The sequence below is a fragment of the Pseudoalteromonas sp. SR44-2 genome (assembly GCF_014163745.1).
GTDB lineage: Bacteria > Pseudomonadota > Gammaproteobacteria > Enterobacterales > Alteromonadaceae > Pseudoalteromonas > Pseudoalteromonas distincta.
Window position 1 is genome coordinate 41,025 of sequence record NZ_JACJDW010000015.1, and the last position, 20,022, is coordinate 61,046.

Sequence of the window (20,022 nt, forward strand, 5' to 3'; positions counted from 1 at the left end):
GCCCTGGTTAAAGTAAGTTAAAGTGCTAATTCTTCTGTAACCGTATTAACATGTGGCACTGGCTGGGCAAAATAGTTGCCTTGCATTAGTGTCACATTCGCCTTTTTAAGTGCGGTTACTATGGTTGCATTTTCTACCGACTCTGCCATTAGTTGCAAACCAAGTTGATTTGCAAAACTGGCTATGTGCTCAATAAACAAGTAGATATCTTTGTCATTCACTATTTGCTTTATTAGTGCGCCATCTAATTTAATACCATCTACTTCAAGCTTAAGTACGTTTGATATATTTGAATAACCACTACCAAAGTCATCAATAATAACCTTAACACCTTTCGTTTTAACCATTCCAATAAACGCTTTTACTTCAGAAAAGTTGGCAATAGCTTGGGTTTCTAAAAGCTCTAATGTGATATTACCAGGATGCGGATAACGCTTAAGTTCGTCCGCAATATACTCACTTAAATTAGGGTCGAGCATATCTTGTGCTGTTATATTTAAGCTCCAGCAAATATCGGTTTTTCTAAAGCGACTAACACATTGTGAAAATATAGTACGGGTAAGTATTCCGTCCATTCTTGAGCGGGTAACAACATTTAAAAATGCATCAGGTTTTAATACTTCCCCTTGCGCTGTTACCATTCGAGCTAAACATTCGTATTGAACGACCTTATTGGTATTTGTATCAATAATGGGTTGAAAGTAAGGCACTATACGATTGTTATCAAACGCTTCACGTACTTCTTTAGCCATTTCTACATTATATTGATATTGCGTTTTTACATCGTGTAGCGCTTTTGAGTAGTTAACTACACTATGCCTGCCTTGTTTAGCTTGCAGCGCTGCTATATGAGCGTTTTCAAGTAGTAGCGATTTATTACCACTGGCAATACCTGCACATAGGGTTATGTAGACAAAAGGGTCAGTTAACACTGGGGTATTAAAGTTATATGTTTTTACAAAGTCGGTAAATTCGTCATTACTCATTTCTTTAGGCGCGAGTAATACTATTTTATTGGTTGCTAGTCTATATATATGGCAGTGCGGAGAGCTCCTAAGTTTAAAGTGAATAAGTAAGTTTTTCATTACCTTGTCACCCACTTCCGTGCCGTAAAAACTGTTTATATCTTCTATTTCATTAACCCAAATAACAGCTAATTGCATGTGATGTGCATTACTTTTTTTAATAAAGTACTCAAGTGCAATATGATTTGAAAAACCAGTACTTGAGTCAGTTGCTAAAGACCGTTTTAGTAAATAAATATATATGGCGGAAACGAGTATAGCGATAAAAAAGAAGAAGCTAGCCATTGCAGCAGCTTTTGATACGCTTTCTTTAAGTTTCTCGTTTAAATCATAAATAGTTATATCGGCACCCGTTAAATAGGTATTGCCGTTAATTGGGTCAACGTAAGGAATAAAAATTGTTTTAAAGTGGCCCCACTGATCGCTCGATATTTCAAATACTGGCTCTGTTGAATAAAAAGCACTTATATTGGTATCGGTGGCTTCAGGGTAGAGATCTAAAAATTGAGTTACCTTGCCATTATCCTGATCGTCTTGCGTGTAGCTTGATGAGCTAAAAAGCACCTTACCGTCTTTTAAAATCATTGAATAGACATAAGCAATATCAAGTGCTTGAGCAAACTCAGAGAGCTGCTTACTTTTATCTTGATAGTAAGAAAAACTTATATTATCTCCCTGATTAACCGCACTTAAATAATCGTCACCTAAAATATGTTTAACGCTGGTGGCGGCATTAAGTAAGCGATTATCAACTGACTGCATTATTTCAGCACGCGTGGTTTGGTAAGTATAGTAAACGTAGGTTAGCAAGCTTATTAAAAACAAGCTAAAGCCTGCCACTATCCAACTAACCTTGACTCTTCCTTCTGGCATATGTGTCCCTTTTTTGTTATCCAATTTATTATACCCAAAATAAGTAAATGCCCAATAAATAATTAGGTTTGATAGGGTTTTAATTTAGGCCTGTTTATTTTTGCGGATTATAATTTGTTCAAACTAGGGGGTATTTAATCACTGCGCGAGACTTGTAACCTAGTGGGCTTGGTGACTGCTCCTGCGTTACTCAACAGACTTACATCCATATGAGAATAAGTAAAAACCGAGCAGCAAAGAGTAAATAGACCCTAAATTATCATTTTTTGCCATCGCTTTGATTGCTTTTATAGGTTTAAACGAGACATTTTAGTTATATTGCAGTAAAGTTAGCGCAATTTTTAAAGAAACACGATTGCTCCAAATGTCCTAATAAGTAGGCGTTTTTGATGGGTAAGCGCGTGTTTTAGCTACACACACACTAGGTATTAAGATGGATCAAAAGCGTTGTGCCGTCGCCTCTAAAGAAAGCCTTAAGCGTATATTTACTGTACCTGAAGCGCCAGACTCAACTTTAAGCAAAATCGAGCTTGAAATTTCGAGTAATTTAGCAGGTTTTCTAAACGAAAATATAGCGGCAATTGAAAAACCATTACATGAAATAGAAAAAGATTTTCAATCGGCAGTGATCCCAGAAGATCCAACGTTTGTCTCTGCTTATGCCCAAGACATAATGGAGCAACTTGTTGCACATTCTGTGCATACAGCTGCGCCTAGTTTTATTGGTCATATGACCTCTGCCTTGCCGCACTTTTTATTACCGCTGTCAAAATTGATGGTAGGGCTAAATCAAAATCTAGTAAAAATAGAAACATCTAAAGCGTTTACGCCTCTTGAGCGTCAAGTGCTTGGGATGATGCATCATTTAGCTTATGGACAAGAAGACTCATTTTATTCTAAATGGATGCACAGTGCTAAAACCTCATTAGGTGCATTTTGCTCTGGTGGTACGGTTGCTAATATTACTGCGCTTTGGATTGCGCGAAACCGCTTATTAAAACCTGATGGCGATTTTAGAGGTATCGGCGCACAAGGCTTAATTGCCGGTATGCTGCATTACGGTTATAAAGGTTTAGCGGTATTAATATCAGAACGCGGGCATTACTCGTTAGGTAAATCGGTTGATTTACTCGGCATTGGTCGCGATAACTTAATTGGTATTAAAACCTGCGAAAATAATAAAGTCGATGTAAAAGCGATGCGCGAAAAAGCACGTGAGCTTGAGGCGCAAGGTATTAAAGTTATGGCGATTATTGGGGTCGCGGGTACAACCGAAACCGGTAATATTGACCCACTTGATGAAATGGCCGACTTAGCACAAGACATTAACTGCCATTTTCATGTAGATGCTGCATGGGGGGGAGCGACCCTTTTATCGAGTACGCACCGTCCTTTACTCAAAGGGATTGAGCGAGCAGATTCAATTACCATCGATGCACATAAACAAATGTATGTACCAATGGGAGCGGGTTTGGTTTTATTTAAAGACCCCGCTGCTACAGATGCAATAGAGCATCACGCTGAGTATATATTACGTAAAGGCTCAAAAGACTTAGGTAGCCACACGCTTGAAGGCAGCCGGCCAGGTATGGCAATGTTAGTACACGCTTGCTTACGTGTTATTGGTCGCAAAGGTTACGAAATGCTGATTGATCGAAGCATCAAAAAAGCACATTACTTTGCTGATTTAATTAAGGCTGATGAAGACTTTGAGCTTATTTCTGAGCCTGAGTTGTGCTTATTAACGTATCGTTATGTACCTAAGCAAATTAAACAAGCAATAGCCGATGCTGATTCAGCAACTCGGTTAGATATTTTTGCCTCTCTGAACCGTTTTACTGCCAGTATGCAAAAACGTCAGCGAGAGTCCGGTCGCTCATTTGTATCACGTACGCGCTTAACGCCTTCTAAATACGACAATCAACCTACAGTTGTATTTAGAGTGGTACTTGCAAACCCGCTTACCTCAGGTGCTATTTTAAAAGAGATATTAGCTGAGCAAAAAGAGTTGGCTGCAACTGATCCGGTATTCAAAAAATACTTAAGAAAGTATATGTAGTCTAAATACAAAAAAGGGTCCATAAGGACCCTTTTTAATATCAAAGAATAGTTAATGTAAAATACGTGCTCTAATTGTACCCTCAACAGCACTTAGTTCTTTAAGTGCTACTTCAGATTGATCTGTATCAACATCAATAACTACATAACCAATAGATGCGTCTGTTTGTAAGTATTGCGCAGCAATATTAATACCGTGCTGTGCAAACGCTTGGTTAATTTGCGTTAATACACCAGGGCGGTTGTGGTGTACGTGTAATAAACGGCTACGATTAGCAAGCTCAGGCAGCGATACTTCAGGGAAGTTAACCGCAGTAATAGTTGAGCCATTATCTGAATATTTAGCCAATTTACCCGCTACTTCAATACCAATGTTTTCTTGTGCTTCTTGTGTAGAGCCACCAATGTGCGGCGTTAAAATAACATTGTCGAATTGACGCAGTGGCGATACAAATTCTTCATCGTTAGATTTTGGCTCAGTAGGGAACACATCGATTGCTGCACCACTTAGTTTTTTCTCTGTAAGCGCTTCTGCAAGAGCATCAATATCAACAACAGTTCCGCGTGAGGCATTGATCAAAATAGACCCCTGCTTCATAACTGCAAGTTCTGCTGTACCAATAAGGTTTTTAGTTTGCGGTGTTTCAGGTACATGTAAGCTAATAATATCAGAGCGTTGTAACAGCTGAGTTAGGTTATGAACTTGTGTTGCATTACCCAGTGATAACTTATCTTCGATATCGTAAAACTCCACGTTCATACCGATATTTTCAGCCATAATACCTAGCTGAGTACCAATGTGACCGTAGCCAATAATACCTAATGTTTTACCACGTGCTTCAAACGAACCATTTGCAGTTTTTAACCAGCCACCACGATGAGCCGCTGCATTACGCTCTGGAATACCACGTAATAAAAGTAGTATTTCGCCAAGTACAAGTTCAGCAACCGAACGAGTATTAGAAAATGGAGCGTTAAATACAGCAATACCACGTTCGCGTGCTGCATCTAAATCAACTTGGTTTGTACCAATACAAAAACAACCAATAGCAACTAGCTTTTCAGCTGAGTCTAATACGGCTTGGTTAATATGAGTACGAGAACGAAGTCCTACAAAGTGAACATCTTTAATGCGCTCTTTAAGCTCGTCCTCAGGTAAGGATGTTTTAACGTAGTCGATATTGCTGTAACCGTTACGTTTTAGCGTTTCAACAGCGCTTTGGTGAACACCTTCAAGCAAGAGAATTTTAATTTTGTCTTTTGCTAACGATACCTTACTCATAACCTCATCCTATTTTATTTGTAGCCCATTTTTGGTACCGATAATCACTTTATCAGCACCTCGCATCGCAAACAGGCCGTTGGTAACTACGCCAACAATTGAATTTATTTGTGTTTCAAGTTGTTTGGCATTGGTAACTTTTAAGTTAAATACATCTAATATAACGTTACCATTATCGGTAACTACGCCTTGGCGATAAACAGGGTCACCACCAAGTTTTAATAATTCTCGTGCAACGTAGCTGCGCGCCATTGGAATAACTTCTACCGGAAGCGGGAAATCGCCCAATGTATCTACCAGCTTTGTGTCATCAACAATACACACAAACTGTTTTGCAACTGCTGCTACTATTTTTTCACGTGTTAGCGCTGCGCCGCCGCCTTTAATCATTTCGTTTTGAGCGTTTATTTCGTCAGCGCCGTCAACGTATACATCTAAAGCATCAACGTTATTAAGTTCAAACACTTCAATACCTAACGCTTCCAAACGTGCAGTTGACGCTTCTGAGCTTGATACAGCGCCTACAATAGTGTCCTTTACTGAGCCAAGGGCATCAATAAAGTGATTAACAGTAGAGCCTGTACCGACACCTACAATGGTGTTTTCTTTTACAAACTCGAGTGCTGCCCAGGCAGCTGCTTTTTTTAATTCGTCTTGTGTCATTGCTATGTGCTCATGTATGTCAGAAATATGCGGTTAGTAACCAAAATTAAATGTTACCAACAGTATGTTTTATCTGGGGTGATAATGGTTTTAAGTGGTACGTCCCACGACTCGATTGGTAGAACATCAACTTTTTGGCATTCATGTGCAAGGCCAATTAGTTGCGGTTTTTGCCAATTTTGTTCATGTAAACGCGCCAATGTCCGGTCGTAAAACCCACCTCCCATTCCTAGGCGATTACCTTGTTTATCAAATGCAACTAACGGCATAAGGAGGTAATCAAGCGCTGGTAATGGGCATATTTGAGAGCAATTCAGCTTAGGCTCCAAGATACCATAGCGATTTGCCCTCATGGGTGAGTTTTTCTCATAGCGCTGAAATAGTAAATTAGCGCCATTAAATGGGTGTATTATAGGTAGATAAACAACATGGTTTAAGTTCCATAACTCTTTAATTAACAATGAAGTGTCTAGTTCTCCGTCGTTACTTAAATAAATGGCAATATGCTTGGAATTCGTTGTTTTTTCGCTTTTTAAGTGTTGAATAAAATTCATTTTTAGCGATTGCGCAGCAATTATTTGCTGATTATTTGACAAGTTTTTACGGGTGTTACGAATTTCAGATCTTATTTGTGCGCGTTTATTGCTCATTAAACTAATTAGCCATTCTTAAAAAGAGAATAAATCGGGAAAAATTAAAAAAACAGCCAGTACGACTAGCAAAATGGTGGCAGTTGCAATCAATGAATATAAAAGTAAGTTACTGCGTTTTTTAGGAGGCGCTAAATCCTCATCTAGCATTAGGTCGTCATTTTGCCATTCGTCTACACTTTCGTCTGGTGTTTTTAATTGAGCTTCAGGAAGGCGTTGCTCTAGCTCTTCTAGTTTTTCTTCAAGACGTATTAAGCTGCTAGTGATGTAATCTAGAGCATCAAAAATACGTTCATCACGTTGGTTGTTACTTGCAGCTGCGGGGGAGCTATTTTGAATGGTGTTTGAAACAGCTTGCAGCTTACTTTTAATACCTAAGCTTGCTAATAACTTACTCTGTTTTAACGCTTTGTCTTTATCGCTTGGCGCAAACAGCGGCTTACCTTTAAAAAAAAGAGCTACTTTTTCATCTGACGTTTTTAATTTTGCAGCTAAATTTGCGCACGCTGTTTTTATGTCAACGTTATCGGCAAGTCCTGCAAATATAACGCGAAAGTTATCGGCCATTTAACTATCCCTAAAGCTTTTATAATGAAATGAGTATATACCTAAAGTACAAAAGAATTCGAGGTCGATTTTATAGTTATTTTGTAGACGCACTACAAACAATGCAACTGATAAGTTTTAGATACAAAAACGGCCCTATTAAGGGCCGTTTTTAATTTACTTTAACACTTTTAACTTAAAGGCCAGCGGCTGCACGAAGTGCATCAGCTTTATCTGTACGTTCCCAAGGGAATTCGTCACGACCAAAGTGGCCGTAAGCCGCTGTAGGAAGGTAGATAGGGCGCTCTAAATCAAGCATTTGAATTAAGCCGTAAGGGCGCAAGTCAAAGTGTTCACGAATAAGCTCGATTAAACGGCTTTCTTCTAACTTACTTGTACCAAACGTTTCAACGCTGATAGAGGTAGGCTCTGCAACACCGATTGCGTAAGACACTTGTAATTCACACTTATCAGCAAGGCCAGCAGCTACTACATTTTTAGCTACGTAACGTGCAGCGTATGCAGCTGAACGGTCAACTTTTGATGGATCTTTACCAGAAAAAGCACCACCACCATGACGCGCCATACCACCGTATGTATCAACAATGATTTTACGACCTGTTAAACCACAATCACCCATAGGTCCGCCAATTACAAAACGACCCGTTGGGTTAATGAAAAATTTAGTCGCGCTTGTAACAAGCTCTGCAGGAAGCACTGGCTTGATGATAGTTTCCATCACGGCTTCTACTAAATCTTTTTGTGAAATGTCTTCGCTGTGCTGAGTAGATAGTACAACTGCATCAATACCTACTGGCTTGCCGTTTTCGTATGCAAAAGTAACTTGAGATTTTGCATCTGGACGTAACCAGTTAAGCTCGCCACTTTTACGAACCTCAGCTTGGCGCTGTACTAAACGGTGTGAGTAAGTAATTGGCGCAGGCATTAGCACTTCTGTTTCGTTACATGCGTAACCAAACATAAGACCTTGGTCGCCAGCACCTTGTTCTTCTGGGCTAGTGCGGTCAACACCTTGGTTAATGTCAGGAGACTGTTTACCAATAGTGTTTAAAATTGCACATGAATCTGCATCGAAACCCATGTCTGAATGCGTGTAGCCAATTTCACGTACTGTTTTACGTGTAATTTCTTCAATGTCAACCCATGCGCTAGTAGTGATTTCACCACCAACCATAACCATACCTGTTTTTACGTAAGTTTCGCACGCAACACGGGCATGAGAGTCTTGCTCTAGGATAGCATCAAGTACCGCATCAGAGATTTGATCGGCGATTTTATCCGGATGACCTTCAGAAACTGATTCAGAAGTAAATAAATGTTTTGCCATTGTATTTCTGCTCACAAATATTGCGCTTCACAAACGTCGGTATTAGCGCTAAAAAATTAAGGGGCGTATTTTATCGAAAACAAAACACCTTGCATAGTGTTTTTACGCCTAGACGTCTAAATAAAATTACTAATAACTTTTTGGTCTTAAAAAATATTCATAATGCCTCACTTTTATAGGGTTTTTAATTGCACACAGCCCCCACAATAAGTAAGAATGGTCGCTATAAGCAAACCCAAGTTACTTGGGTGCATAAACAAACACATAAATACCCGCGCAAATACACATAAAGGTAGGAGAATTCATGCCATCTCGCAAAGAACTTGCAAATGCTATTCGCGTCTTGTCAATGGACGCAGTACAAAAGGCCAAATCTGGTCACCCTGGAGCCCCTATGGGCATGGCCGATATCGCTGAAGTATTATGGCGCGATTATCTAAAGCATAACCCAACTAATCCAGAGTGGGCTGACCGTGACAGATTTATTCTTTCAAACGGCCACGGTTCAATGCTTATCTATTCTCTATTGCATCTAAGTGGTTACGACTTACCATTGGACGAAATTAAAAACTTCCGTCAAATGCATTCTAAAACACCAGGTCACCCTGAATATGGCTATGCACCGGGAATCGAAACTACTACGGGTCCATTAGGTCAAGGGATCACAAATGCCGTAGGTATGGCAATTGCTGAAAAAGCGCTAGCTGCACAGTTTAACCGTGAAGGTCACGATATTGTTGATCACTTTACCTATGCATTTATGGGCGATGGCTGCCTTATGGAAGGTATTTCTCATGAAGCAGGTTCACTTGCTGGCACATTAGGTCTGGGTAAACTTGTTGCATTTTGGGATGACAACGGCATTTCAATCGATGGTGAAGTAGAAGGTTGGTTTACAGATGACACACCAGCTCGCTTTAAAGCATATGGTTGGCATGTAATTAGTGGTGTTGATGGCCACGACAGCGATGCTATAAGTGCTGCAATTGCAGAAGCTAAAAGTGTTACCGATAAACCATCACTAATTTGTTGTAAAACAATTATTGGTTACGGCTCACCTAATAAATCTGGTAGCCACGATTGTCACGGTGCACCACTAGGTGATGACGAAATTAAAGCGTCTCGCGAATTTTTAGGTTGGACTGGCGATGCGTTCGAAATTCCTGATGATATTTACGCACAATGGGATAGCAAAGAAAAAGGTCAGCAGCTTGAATCAAGCTGGGACGAAAAGTTTGCAGCATATGCAAAAGCATACCCAGAGCTTGCAGCTGAATATAAGCGTCGTATTAATAACGAACTGCCTGGCGATTGGGCTGAAAAATCTCAAGCGTACATTGAGCAATTACAAGCAAACCCAGCAAACCCAGCGTCTCGTAAAGCATCACAAAATGCATTAAACGCATTTGGTCCGTTATTACCAGAATTTATGGGTGGCTCAGCCGATTTAGCAGGCTCAAACTTAACAATTTGGGATGGCTCTAAAGGTTTAACACACGACGATGCAAGCGGTAACTACATTTACTACGGTGTACGTGAGTTTGGTATGTCGGCAATTATGAATGGTATTGCTCTTCATAAAGGCTTTATTCCTTACGGTGCTACGTTCTTAATGTTTGTTGAATATGCAAAAAATGCCGTACGTATGGCTGCATTAATGAAGCAACCAAGCATTTTTGTATACACGCACGATTCAATCGGCCTTGGTGAAGATGGTCCAACTCACCAACCAGTAGAGCAAATTGCAAGCATGCGTTTAACGCCTAACTTATACAACTGGCGCCCATGTGACCAAGTTGAGTCGGCAATTGCATGGCAACAAGCTATTGAGCGTAAAGACGGTCCTACATCGTTAATCTTTACTCGCCAAGGTCTTGAGCAACAAGCGCGTGACGCACAGCAATTAAGCGATGTTAAAAAGGGTGGTTACATTCTTAGCTGTGACGGCAATCCTGAGATTATTTTCATTGCGACGGGCTCTGAAGTGCAACTAGCACAAGATTCAGCAACTGAGCTACGCAGCCAAGGTAAAAAGGTACGTGTTGTATCTATGCCATGTACTGATGCCTTTGAAGATCAAAGCGCAGAGTACAAAGAAAGCGTATTACCGGCATCTGTTACACGCCGCGTAGCAGTAGAAGCAGGTATTGCTGATTACTGGTACAAGTACGTAGGTCTAAATGGCGCAGTAGTAGGTATGACTACCTTTGGCGAGTCAGCACCTGCTGGTGAGTTGTTTGAGCACTTTGGCTTTACAGTGGCAAACATTGTAAGTAAAGCAAACGAGCTTTTTTAATCGCTTGCTTTAAAGATTAAAAGCCCCCCTTGTGTAAAACAGGGCGGGCTTTTTTGTTTGTAGGTCGTGCTTTAGCGCGTTAAAGGTAAATAAAAATTATGATGCCATAAATGACGACCTACAATGGAGCCAAAAAGGTGCAATTCAACAATATAATACTGCGTTAAAAACTTTTGCTCTAAAAATTCATTTACGGTATCATTTTGGGCACAGACTCATTTACAAGGAAGCAATATGTCTTGGTCTAAACTCAATAAAACTATCAATGCTCATTCTGTTATCCCACTTGACGCGCTTAGCTGTCGAGATTTTGGTGTGATGCTACCCGTTAATTTTCCATTTAATAAAGTTAAATTTACTTGCCAAGCTCTCGCTATGCTATCGCAGCTCAATGACTATGATTTAAAAATGGTATGCGCCGATATTATTCAAATATGCGCGAACCCTAATGCTACAACCTCAATTAAGCATAGCCGTAACCCGCTGCGACGTTTATGGCGGACAAAATACCCATTTCGTAATTATCATTTTTTAATTGAATACTCACTTAAAAATAATTTTATCAATTTGGAAGATATACTTTTCGATAGGCAATTGCAGGGAGCTAAAGATAATTTTGCTGCAGAGCGTACGATGCTTTATGAAGTTCAAAGGCTTAGTAATCACACCTATGATAAAGCAATAAGCAAAGAAGAAATAAAAGAAATACAAGGAGCATGGAAACCTGATCCTATTCCGGTTACGCGAGTCAATACACAGCATGCAGCAGTCAATGGTATGCAAAATGAGCTTACCAAAGCTACATGGTTAATGGGCACCCACCTTGATAGAGCTTATGAGGGAGACGGCATAAAAGCTTATACGTTATTTCATAACCCCACAGATCGAGCAAAGCTCGACTTAGTGGAGTGCGTATTTGATAAACGCTTAGGTACAAAATCCCATAACGCCCAGCATTTAGCGGCCGTGCTGTCACAAAATAATCAGCAAGGGAAGCAGGTGAAATGGTTAGCACACAGTCAAGGCGCGATAATTTTTTGCGCGGCACTGGAGCATTATCGTATTCACTATGGTAAGCCACTTACAGGCCAGCAACTCGCTGTTCATGGCTCAGGTTCAAATGTCGAGCGTTTAAAACGCATTGCCCATAGTACCGGGTTAAAAGTTGTTGCGGTGCGTAATAATCCCTATGACTTAGTGCCTAACCTAGCTGGCCGCAATGACTTATCGTCAAGCAGTCTTGTCCGTTCGATGAAATTTAAAGGCTTAGTTACAGGTGATGATGCTGCAGCAAGCCCACACACTTTCCCATTTTTAGGCCTAGTCACCTATGCTGACCAACTGCAGATGCTAGGCTATACCGATAAGGCCGATGTAGTAAGAAAGTTTATTAAAACTCTACCACCTACGGATGCGCGATTATGATCAAATTAGCCAAAGCTTTTTACCGTGGTTTTGAAGGAGGCCCTAATTTTGAAAATTACATCCACCATCGTCTTATTCTAGAAGACAAGCTATTAACACTCGATGTGCCAGATAGTAACGTCGCAGCTGTACCGTATACCATCGATATCTCATTCCCGCATAATTCAACAAGCTGGTTTAATCAACATAAGAAAAACTATTTACACCATGAATACGTACATATGCTCACTGAAAACTGGATGTATTTGCCACCAGTAAGTTATTTACCAAGCAGTGAGTATGGCATGCTTAGTTGCCAACTAAGAATTAAGCAAACCAATACAATCAATGTTCTTGATACTATGCAATTAAAACGCTTTGTGATTGATGAGTATGATAATTATCATTGGGGGTCAGATGGTTATAACACTAAGCTTCAAAATGATACCAAGCTAGAGTCGAATAAAAGAGCAAACCCATGGCAAGGTGAGGCACTTAAAAAGGAGATTTTAGGACGCGTTGAATCTTATGGTTATCCGCCACTGCCTGCGGCTAAAGAGATAATTATTAATGATCGCCAATGGGTGTTTTATCAAATAAAAAAAAGTAATAAGCGTTCTCGCCAAGATTTTTATTGCTTACCACTAAGTGAGCATGCATTTTTAGAGGTTGAATTTAATCACCGTGTTGATCTTTCCCATAAGCATAAAAAATGGGCTAATCATGCACTTGAATCACAACAGCGAATTATGGAGTCAATAAAGCTCACTGAGTTACCCTCGGACCATGATAATTTAATAACAGATAACTCGCAGGGTTTTTAACTTTCTCAAAGCCCGCCTTTAATAAAAGAGTTACTTTTAAAAGCCTGAAATATGCGCACCTACAAGTAGTTGTTCTCAATGTTAAGGAGCGTTATTTGTAGACGCAGAGCTTGCTCGCGTGAGAAGCGTAGCTTCTAATTATTTAATATATACCCTAAAGCTAATATTCAATAAAAATAAGTTGTAGTTTGCCGTGATGATATGTTGACTTAATGTTTTTCGCTCCACTTCCTTGCAAGCTCATTATGTATCAGGCAATGTGACTGCAATTAAATATAAAAATTAGCAGGAGCTAAAAATGCCAAAGTTCGATAACGTAAGTGTAGTAAAAAAAGCCAATATATATTTTGACGGAAAAGTGTCGAGCCGTACCGTTATTTTAGGTGATGGCGAAGCGAAAACGTTAGGCTTTATGCAACCTGGTGAGTTTGTTTTTGATACAAACCAAAAAGAATGCATGGAGCTTTTAGCTGGCCAATGGGATATTTTATTACCAGGGGCAAGTGAGTGGAAAACATTTAACGCAGGTGAATCGTTTAATGTTGATGCAAATGTAAGCTTTAAAGTAAAAGTATCTGATTTTGCTGACTACTGTTGTTCGTACACAGATTAATCAATACAGCTAGACGTCTGAAAGCCCATGCACTATGGGCTTTGCATAAACTTTGCACAATGCATGATTTAAATCACCAAAAACCGCAAATAAACCTCAAATATCTCTCTTTTTTCCTTGTGTTAATCTAAATAGCCCCCAATACTATTTATGAGGTAACAAATAAAAGGATACCCTATGAAAATTAATCTTTCTGGTCACCATGTTGAAGTTACTGACTCTATTAGAGAGCACATCAACGAAAAATTTTCAAAAATCGAGAGCCACTTTCCATCGCTTATTGCACTCGATATTATTTTGTCTAAAGAGCATCATAAAATCCAAGCTGAAATTAGCACTAATTACGAAGGCACGCGCATATCGGTAAAAGGGGAAAACGAAGTTATGTACCCAGCCATTGCAAGCGCAGCTAAAAAACTCGATGCGGCACTAAAACATCGAAAAGGGCAGATAAAAGCAAACTTACACGAAAAGCCTGTTAGCACTACACCTGAAATCGCACACGAGATCATCCAAGAGATGGATCTTAAATAAAATTTAGTTCCAAAGTATTGTAAAAAAGAGCCGTATGGCTCTTTTTTATTGCCTGTAATTTAGGTAAGTTATGCGTTCTTGCAGTTTATTAATTGAAAAAATTAATAAAAAGAACACACAACACACATATTTTGAGAAATTAATGCACACAACAAAAGCAGTATGGAAGTCTCGACTAGGTGCGCTTGGGCCTGGAATACTCATGGCAACAGCCGCTATTGGCGGTTCTCACCTAGTTGCCTCTACGCAAGCTGGGGCAATATTTGGCTGGCAATTATTTTGGCTTATCCTTGTTGTTAATGTTTTAAAGTACCCGTTTTTTCGCTTTGGTATGGAATACACACTCGCCACTAAAAATAGTCTAGTGGAAGGGTATAAAAGCAAAGGCCCATTTTATTTTTACAGTTTTATTGGCTTAAACATTGTTGCCGCCGTAGTTAATACCGCCGGCGTGCTACTGCTTACCGCAAGTTTACTGCATTACGCACTGCCTGCAGTGATAGAGGTAACACTGCTATGTTGGATATTATTAGGAGTGTGCTTAGCCATATTATTGTTAGGCCACTTTAAAGCGCTCGACAGTGTGGCCAAAGGCATAATGGGGTTATTAACGCTGGCTACTGTTATTGCGTTAGTTATCGCGTTTAGTAATGGCCCAATGGCGCCTGCTGACTATGTTGGCCCATCACCTTACGAGCTGGCTATGCTGAGCTTTATGGTCGCGTTAATGGGTTGGATGCCAGCCCCTATCGAAATATCTGCATTAAGTTCTTTATGGCTAAAAGAAAAACAAGCGCAGCAAACAGTTTCTAAAAGCCAAGGCTTGTTCGATTTTAACGTAGGTTACTGGCTTACAGCTGGCTTAGCCTTGGTATTTTTTAGCTTAGGTGTATTAGTGCAGTACGGACAAACCAGTAGTATAGAACTTGGTGGTGTCGCGTTTGCCAAACAGCTTATTGATATGTACGCATTAACAATAGGCGAATGGGCAAGGCCGCTTGTATCAGCAATCGCTTTTTTATGTATGTTTGGCACTACACTTACTGTACTTGATGGCTACGCCCGCACGCTTAACGAGTCTCATAAACTACTTGGCTTTGGGCAATCAAAACACAGCTTAAATATTTGGTTAATACTACAAGCACTTGCCGGTATGGCCGTTATTTTATTTTTTAAATCAGCCCTTGGCCCCATGCTTACGTTTGCCATGACGCTTTCATTTGTCACAACGCCTGTATTTGCATGGCTCAACTTTAGCCTTGTGCGATCAGAGCCAGCTATAAAGCACAGCGTGCTATTACGCAGCTTAACGTGGTTAGGGCTAGTGTATTTAGTAGGCTTTGCTGTTGCGTTTGTAGTTTGGAAACTAGCAGCCTAAATAGAGCCACTTACTTTAGGGTTTTAATTAAAGCCCTAAAGCCTAAAATTTAATGAGGTATAAATGGATATTAGAATAGGTGAGCTTTCAAACCCAAATGTTATAAAGTTACTACAAGCGCATCATAACGATATGTTAAAACACTCACCCGTTGAGAGCGTACATGCACTTGATGTGAGCAAACTCACTCAGCCCGATATAACTTTTTATAGCTTATGGATTGATAATAATTTAGCGGGTGTTGGCGCTTTAAAAACGCTAAATACAACGCATGGCGAAATTAAATCAATGCGCACATCAAGCAGCTATTTACGCCAAGGCATAGCGGCTAAGTTACTCACCCATATTATTGAGCAATCCACTTTGCGAGGTTACAAAAAGTTAAGTTTAGAGACCGGCACGGCAAAGGCATTTTTACCCGCACAAAAGCTTTACACTCAATTTGGTTTTAAAGAGTGCGAACCCTTTGGTGATTATGAGGTAGATCCGTACAGCTTGTTTATGAGTAAAGGGCTTTGAAAGTGAGTAGGGGATGTTATGGAATATAAGGTTGAATATACAGCTCCAGCACTGGATGAATTTACTAATTTACGCGCACAAGCAAAGTGGCAAAACCCTGACGATAAAACATTAAAAGCAAGCATTGAAAACTCACTTTTTTGGGTTGCCGTATACGATACTGATAAGTTAATAGGCACTGGTAGAATAATCGGTGATGGCGCAATGTATTTTTATATTCAAGATGTAATTGTTGCGCCAAGTTATCAAAAACAAGGCATAGGTCATTTAGTTATGACCCACATTGAAAACTACCTAAAAAACACCTGCTCTAATGGCGCTACTATAGGTTTATTAAGTGCTCACGGTAAAGAAAGCTTTTATACACAATATGGTTATTTAAAACGTGATGGCGATGGTTTAGGGCTTGGAATGTGTAAGTTTATTTAGTTAATATTATGGATTAAAGGAACTGATTTTTTATATGGTTATTGACCTTACTAAGCCCTTAAGATTACCAAAGGCATTTACTGATAGATTAAGAACATTAGACGAGCTATGCCGTAAATATGACTACTTGGAAAGTATGTTTAAATACAGTTGTGTCCTCGAGTTAGTAAAAGATATTGATAAACACTGCTCGGAAAGAAAAGTTGTCGGTATTCATTATACAAGGGCTATTCCTGAGCAAATAAGAGAAAGAGGACTCCTTGTCAGGGATGGAGGTGAGATTAGGAACACCTTCTTAACGGAACATCGTCATCGGTTTTCTTTAAATGAAATTGACTTCATTAAGAGCTGTTGGAGCGATTTTTTCACTGAAGAATATTGCCCAGCTAGAGATAAACGAATATTTTTTAATTTTACTGAAGTAGCACTAGGCAATAGTAGTTCGAAATTTTTAATCGGTTTATATGGCGGTGAGCAGATTATGATGTGTTTTGATTTCGACGATTCTATTGGTATGAAGTTGTCGGAAATTGGTAAACCTCTTCTCATTCGCTGTGCTTTAAATCCATCAAAAGTGAAAACTTTTACGGAGTACCCATGGGGTAAAATTTTAGTTTCATCTTATCACAACCTTATAAACCCTGAAGCTTGTATTTTTGATCAGGATGGTTATCAATCTATCGCAGTCACAAAAGACGATATTGTAAATATTAAAGTGCTTCCTGAGTAATAACGAAGTTGTACTCAGGAGGTGATTTAAAACGCGGCGAGTCGAGTTATTTCTAGTCAATTCATCATTTTGTCGGATGGCGTGGCTTCGCCACTTATTCGACCTACGTCAAAAGGTAGGTTGGTTAAGCCGAAGGCGCCACCCAACAGAGTTTCAGATAAACGCCTTGAGGGTCCGCTTCTGGAGCTAAACTGTCGTTAATTCGCATCTAACTCAGCTCTTTTATCGCTCCACTGACCCAATCTAAACTAAGCGCATACATGCGGTTGTTCATTAGCTTTTTTATAAAGCCAATTGATTAATAGTACAGCCAATGCTCAACGAGTTATGAGCTAAGCCAATCTAGCCTAATTGTTACTCATTTGAGTAAACAACAATTTCATCAGAATTTGGTAATTTATAAAATCCAACATTTTTTGATTGCTTACTCATGAAATCAATAGCATATTTCATCTCTGCAATTGTTCTTACTGTAGAAAATTTATCTTTAAAACATGCTGAGAATTCGTATGTGAAAGAAGTTGACTGCTCATAACCTCCCAGCTCTAAAAGGTTATATTCAGTAAAGGGATCTGGTCCTAAAATTTGATGAGAGGTAATAAAAGGCACCCCAGAGTCTTGTGATTTCCAATCATTCAAACATTTAGCTTCAACATTGCTTGCTAATAAATAAATGCTTTCATTTTTTTTAGAGTCACTTATAAAGATAGTAATAAAAACCATATTTATTATAAGTGATGCAAACAAAACTAATTTTAATCTATTTCTATTATTCACTTTAACTCAGCTCTTTTATCGCTCTACTTATCCCATCTAAACTCAGTGCATACATGCGATTGTTCATTAGCTCTTTTATAAAGCCAATTGATTGATAGTAAGGCCAGTGTTCAACAGGTTGTGGGTTGAGCCAGGCGACTTTATCAAAGTGGTTTGTGACACGTGATAACCAGGCACTGCCGGGCTTTTCATTGTAGTGTTCTACCGAGCCGCCTGCATAAGCTATTTCGTAAGGGCCCATAGTGGCATCGCCAACAAATATTACTTTGTAGTCGCTGGTAAATTTATTAATCAGCGTCATGGTGTCGATTACGTTTGAGTGGCGGCGTGCGTTGTCTTGCCAAACGTGCTCGTATAAACAGTTATGAAAGTAGTAAAACTCTAGGTGTTTAAACTCGCTGTGGGCGGCGCTAAATAGCTCTTCGCAGGTGTGGATGTAGTCATCCATTGAGCCGCCAATATCAAACAGCATGAGTACTTTTACTGCATTGTGGCGCTCGGGCGCCATTTTTACATCAAGCATGCCGCCTTGTTTTGCAGTAGCGCGAATAGTCTCGTTTAAATCAAGCGTGTCGCTTGCGCCTGTGCGGGCAAACTTACGTAACTTTTTAAGGGCGAGTTTAACTGTTCGCGAACTAATTTCTCTGTCTGTGTCGAGGTTTTTGTATTCTCGTTTATCCCACACTTTTACCGCTTGGCGATTACGGTTGCCGTCTTGCCCTATGCGCACGCCTTCTGGGTTATAGCCGTATGCCCCAAAAGGTGATGTGCCGCCAGTACCCACCCATTTATTGCCGCCAGCGTGGCGTTTTTGTTGCTCTTCTAAACGTTCTTTCAGGGTTTTCATTAGCTCGTCTAGCCCACCCATCGCTTTTAGTTGGGCTTTTTCTTCATCGCTTAGGTGCTTTTCAAACTCTTTACGCAACCAATCTTCAGGTAGGTTGTGTTGCTGCTTTAAGCTCTCGAGCAGGTCTAAGTCGGCAATACCGCTAAAGTAGTCGCTAAAGGCTTTGTCAAATCTGTCAAAATGAGTTTCGTCTTTTACCATTATGGTACGGGCTAGATGGTAAAAGGCGTCTACATCGGCAAATATAACGCCTTTTTTTAAGGCATTTATTAAATCGAGTAGTTCTCGAAGACTTACAGGTAGGCGGTATTCACGCAGTTTGAAGAAGAACGCAATCAACATCTTAGCGACGGCTCATAAACGCAAGTTTTTCGATTAGGCTTATATCTTGCTCATTTTTAAGTAATGCGCCAAACATTGGCATTAAACCGCCTTTTTTAGCTTTGTCGTGCAGTGTTTTAGCGTCTATGTCTTCAGCCATTAAAAGCTTTAACCAGTCGAGTAATTCGCTGGTGGAAGGTTTCTTTTTAAGGCCGTTGGCTTCGCGCAGGTTAAAAAATACCTCGAGTGCTTGGCGTACTAAATCCTGTTTAACGTTAGGGTAGTGCACGTCAATAATTTGCTGCATTTCGTCGCTGCTAGGAAAATCAATATAATGAAAAAAGCAGCGGCGTAAAAATGCGTCCGGTAATTCTTTTTCGTTGTTTGAAGTGATGATCACAATAGGGCGCTCTTTAGCTACAATGCGCTCGTTAGTTTCGTAAACATGAAACTCCATTTTATCGAGCTCAAGTAGTAAGTCGTTTGGGAACTCTATGTCGGCTTTGTCTATTTCATCAATTAAAAGCACTGGGCGTTTGCCGTTAAGCTCTGCATATGTAAATGCCTGCCAAAGCTTACCTTTAACGATGTAGTTACTAATGTTGTGTACGCGCTCGTCACCTAGTTGGCTGTCGCGCAGGCGCGAAACCGCGTCGTACTCGTATAAGCCTTGCTGCGCTTTAGTGGTCGATTTTATATGCCACTGAATAAGTGTGGTATCTAAACTTTTAGCTAACTCCTCAGCCAGCATGGTTTTACCTGTACCTGGTTCGCCTTTAATTAAAAGTGGTTTTTCGAGCATAATGGCAGCATTTACAGCTTGTTTAAGCGCGCTACTCGCTATGTAATTGTCAGTTGAATTAAATTGCACGGTGTACCCTTGTCTGGTCTGAGGAGTAAGTTAT

At 39.9% G+C, this 20,022-nt stretch carries 19 protein-coding genes; 10 read left to right on the forward strand and 9 right to left on the reverse strand.

Annotated elements, in window-relative coordinates:
* Positions 1-17: 17 nt before the first annotated feature.
* Positions 18-1,898 (reverse strand): GGDEF domain-containing protein, encoded by a 1,881-nt coding sequence (locus H5115_RS10945; protein WP_182755249.1) that lies wholly within the window; start codon positions 1,896-1,898, stop codon positions 18-20.
* Between the two features lie 433 nt (positions 1,899-2,331).
* On the opposite strand from H5115_RS10945, the gene panP reads away from it, so the two are divergent.
* Entirely contained in the window at positions 2,332-3,957 is a 1,626-nt protein-coding gene (panP, locus tag H5115_RS10950; protein WP_182755251.1) for a pyridoxal-dependent aspartate 1-decarboxylase PanP, read from the forward strand.
* Positions 3,958-4,008: 51 nt separating this feature from the next.
* Here the strand turns inward: panP and serA are convergent, their stop codons facing one another.
* From serA to metK, 5 genes are all read right to left on the reverse strand, one after another.
* Entirely contained in the window at positions 4,009-5,238 is a 1,230-nt protein-coding gene (gene serA, locus H5115_RS10955) for a phosphoglycerate dehydrogenase (RefSeq protein WP_024595232.1), read from the reverse strand.
* Between the two features lie 9 nt (positions 5,239-5,247).
* Positions 5,248-5,901: a ribose-5-phosphate isomerase RpiA gene (gene rpiA / locus H5115_RS10960; RefSeq protein WP_182755253.1), complete on the reverse strand. Its 654-nt coding sequence runs from the start codon at positions 5,899-5,901 to the stop codon at positions 5,248-5,250.
* Between the two features lie 53 nt (positions 5,902-5,954).
* Positions 5,955-6,551: a 5-formyltetrahydrofolate cyclo-ligase gene (locus H5115_RS10965; protein WP_182755255.1), complete on the reverse strand. Its 597-nt coding sequence runs from the start codon at positions 6,549-6,551 to the stop codon at positions 5,955-5,957.
* Positions 6,552-6,569: 18 nt separating this feature from the next.
* A complete protein-coding gene (locus H5115_RS10970; protein WP_182755257.1) occupies positions 6,570-7,118 on the reverse strand; it encodes a hypothetical protein in 549 nt (182 codons plus the stop codon).
* 175 nt (positions 7,119-7,293) lie between these two features.
* Positions 7,294-8,445, reverse strand: coding sequence for a methionine adenosyltransferase (metK, locus tag H5115_RS10975; protein ID WP_182755259.1), 1,152 nt, complete (start codon positions 8,443-8,445; stop codon positions 7,294-7,296).
* Between the two features lie 304 nt (positions 8,446-8,749).
* Here metK and tkt point away from each other — a divergent pair, with 304 nt between their 5' ends.
* The 9 genes from tkt to H5115_RS11020 all read left to right on the forward strand — a co-directional run bounded on the left by tkt (position 8,750) and on the right by H5115_RS11020 (position 17,172).
* Positions 8,750-10,741, forward strand: coding sequence for a transketolase (gene tkt, locus H5115_RS10980; protein ID WP_138489545.1), 1,992 nt, complete (start codon positions 8,750-8,752; stop codon positions 10,739-10,741).
* A 234-nt stretch (positions 10,742-10,975) separates the two neighbouring features.
* Positions 10,976-12,166, forward strand: a complete 1,191-nt coding sequence (locus H5115_RS10985) for a hypothetical protein (protein WP_182755261.1) — start codon at positions 10,976-10,978, stop codon at positions 12,164-12,166.
* On the forward strand, positions 12,163-12,969 hold the full coding sequence (locus H5115_RS10990; protein ID WP_182755263.1) for a hypothetical protein: 807 nt from the start codon (positions 12,163-12,165) through the stop codon (positions 12,967-12,969). The genes H5115_RS10985 and H5115_RS10990 overlap by 4 nt, the downstream gene beginning before the upstream one ends.
* A 298-nt stretch (positions 12,970-13,267) precedes the next feature.
* Positions 13,268-13,582 carry a pyrimidine/purine nucleoside phosphorylase gene (locus H5115_RS10995; RefSeq protein WP_182755265.1) on the forward strand — a complete coding sequence of 105 codons (315 nt, stop codon included), beginning with the start codon at positions 13,268-13,270 and terminating at the stop codon, positions 13,580-13,582.
* Between the two features lie 177 nt (positions 13,583-13,759).
* Complete coding sequence (gene hpf / locus H5115_RS11000) at positions 13,760-14,116, forward strand: ribosome hibernation-promoting factor, HPF/YfiA family (RefSeq protein WP_007376058.1); 357 nt, start codon at positions 13,760-13,762, stop codon at positions 14,114-14,116.
* A gap of 202 nt (positions 14,117-14,318) precedes the next feature.
* The gene (locus tag H5115_RS11005) at positions 14,319-15,494 is read left to right on the forward strand and encodes an NRAMP family divalent metal transporter (protein ID WP_182755329.1); all 1,176 of its coding nucleotides are present in this window, start codon (positions 14,319-14,321) and stop codon (positions 15,492-15,494) included.
* 63 nt (positions 15,495-15,557) lie between these two features.
* On the forward strand, positions 15,558-16,013 hold the full coding sequence (locus H5115_RS11010; protein ID WP_182755266.1) for a GNAT family N-acetyltransferase: 456 nt from the start codon (positions 15,558-15,560) through the stop codon (positions 16,011-16,013).
* A gap of 18 nt (positions 16,014-16,031) precedes the next feature.
* Entirely contained in the window at positions 16,032-16,442 is a 411-nt protein-coding gene (locus H5115_RS11015) for a GNAT family N-acetyltransferase (protein ID WP_182682165.1), read from the forward strand.
* Between the two features lie 34 nt (positions 16,443-16,476).
* Positions 16,477-17,172, forward strand: coding sequence for a hypothetical protein (locus tag H5115_RS11020; RefSeq protein WP_182755267.1), 696 nt, complete (start codon positions 16,477-16,479; stop codon positions 17,170-17,172).
* 354 nt (positions 17,173-17,526) lie between these two features.
* Here H5115_RS11020 and H5115_RS11025 read toward each other — a convergent pair whose 3' ends face one another.
* From H5115_RS11025 to H5115_RS11035, 3 genes are read right to left on the reverse strand one after another with little or no spacing between them, the layout of a single operon-like run.
* Positions 17,527-17,949 carry a hypothetical protein gene (locus tag H5115_RS11025; RefSeq protein WP_182755268.1) on the reverse strand — a complete coding sequence of 141 codons (423 nt, stop codon included), beginning with the start codon at positions 17,947-17,949 and terminating at the stop codon, positions 17,527-17,529.
* 1 nt (position 17,950) lies between these two features.
* Positions 17,951-19,138: a VWA domain-containing protein gene (locus tag H5115_RS11030; RefSeq protein WP_182755269.1), complete on the reverse strand. Its 1,188-nt coding sequence runs from the start codon at positions 19,136-19,138 to the stop codon at positions 17,951-17,953.
* A 1-nt stretch (position 19,139) separates the two neighbouring features.
* Positions 19,140-19,988, reverse strand: coding sequence for a MoxR family ATPase (locus tag H5115_RS11035; protein WP_024610526.1), 849 nt, complete (start codon positions 19,986-19,988; stop codon positions 19,140-19,142).
* Positions 19,989-20,022: the final 34 nt, after the last annotated feature.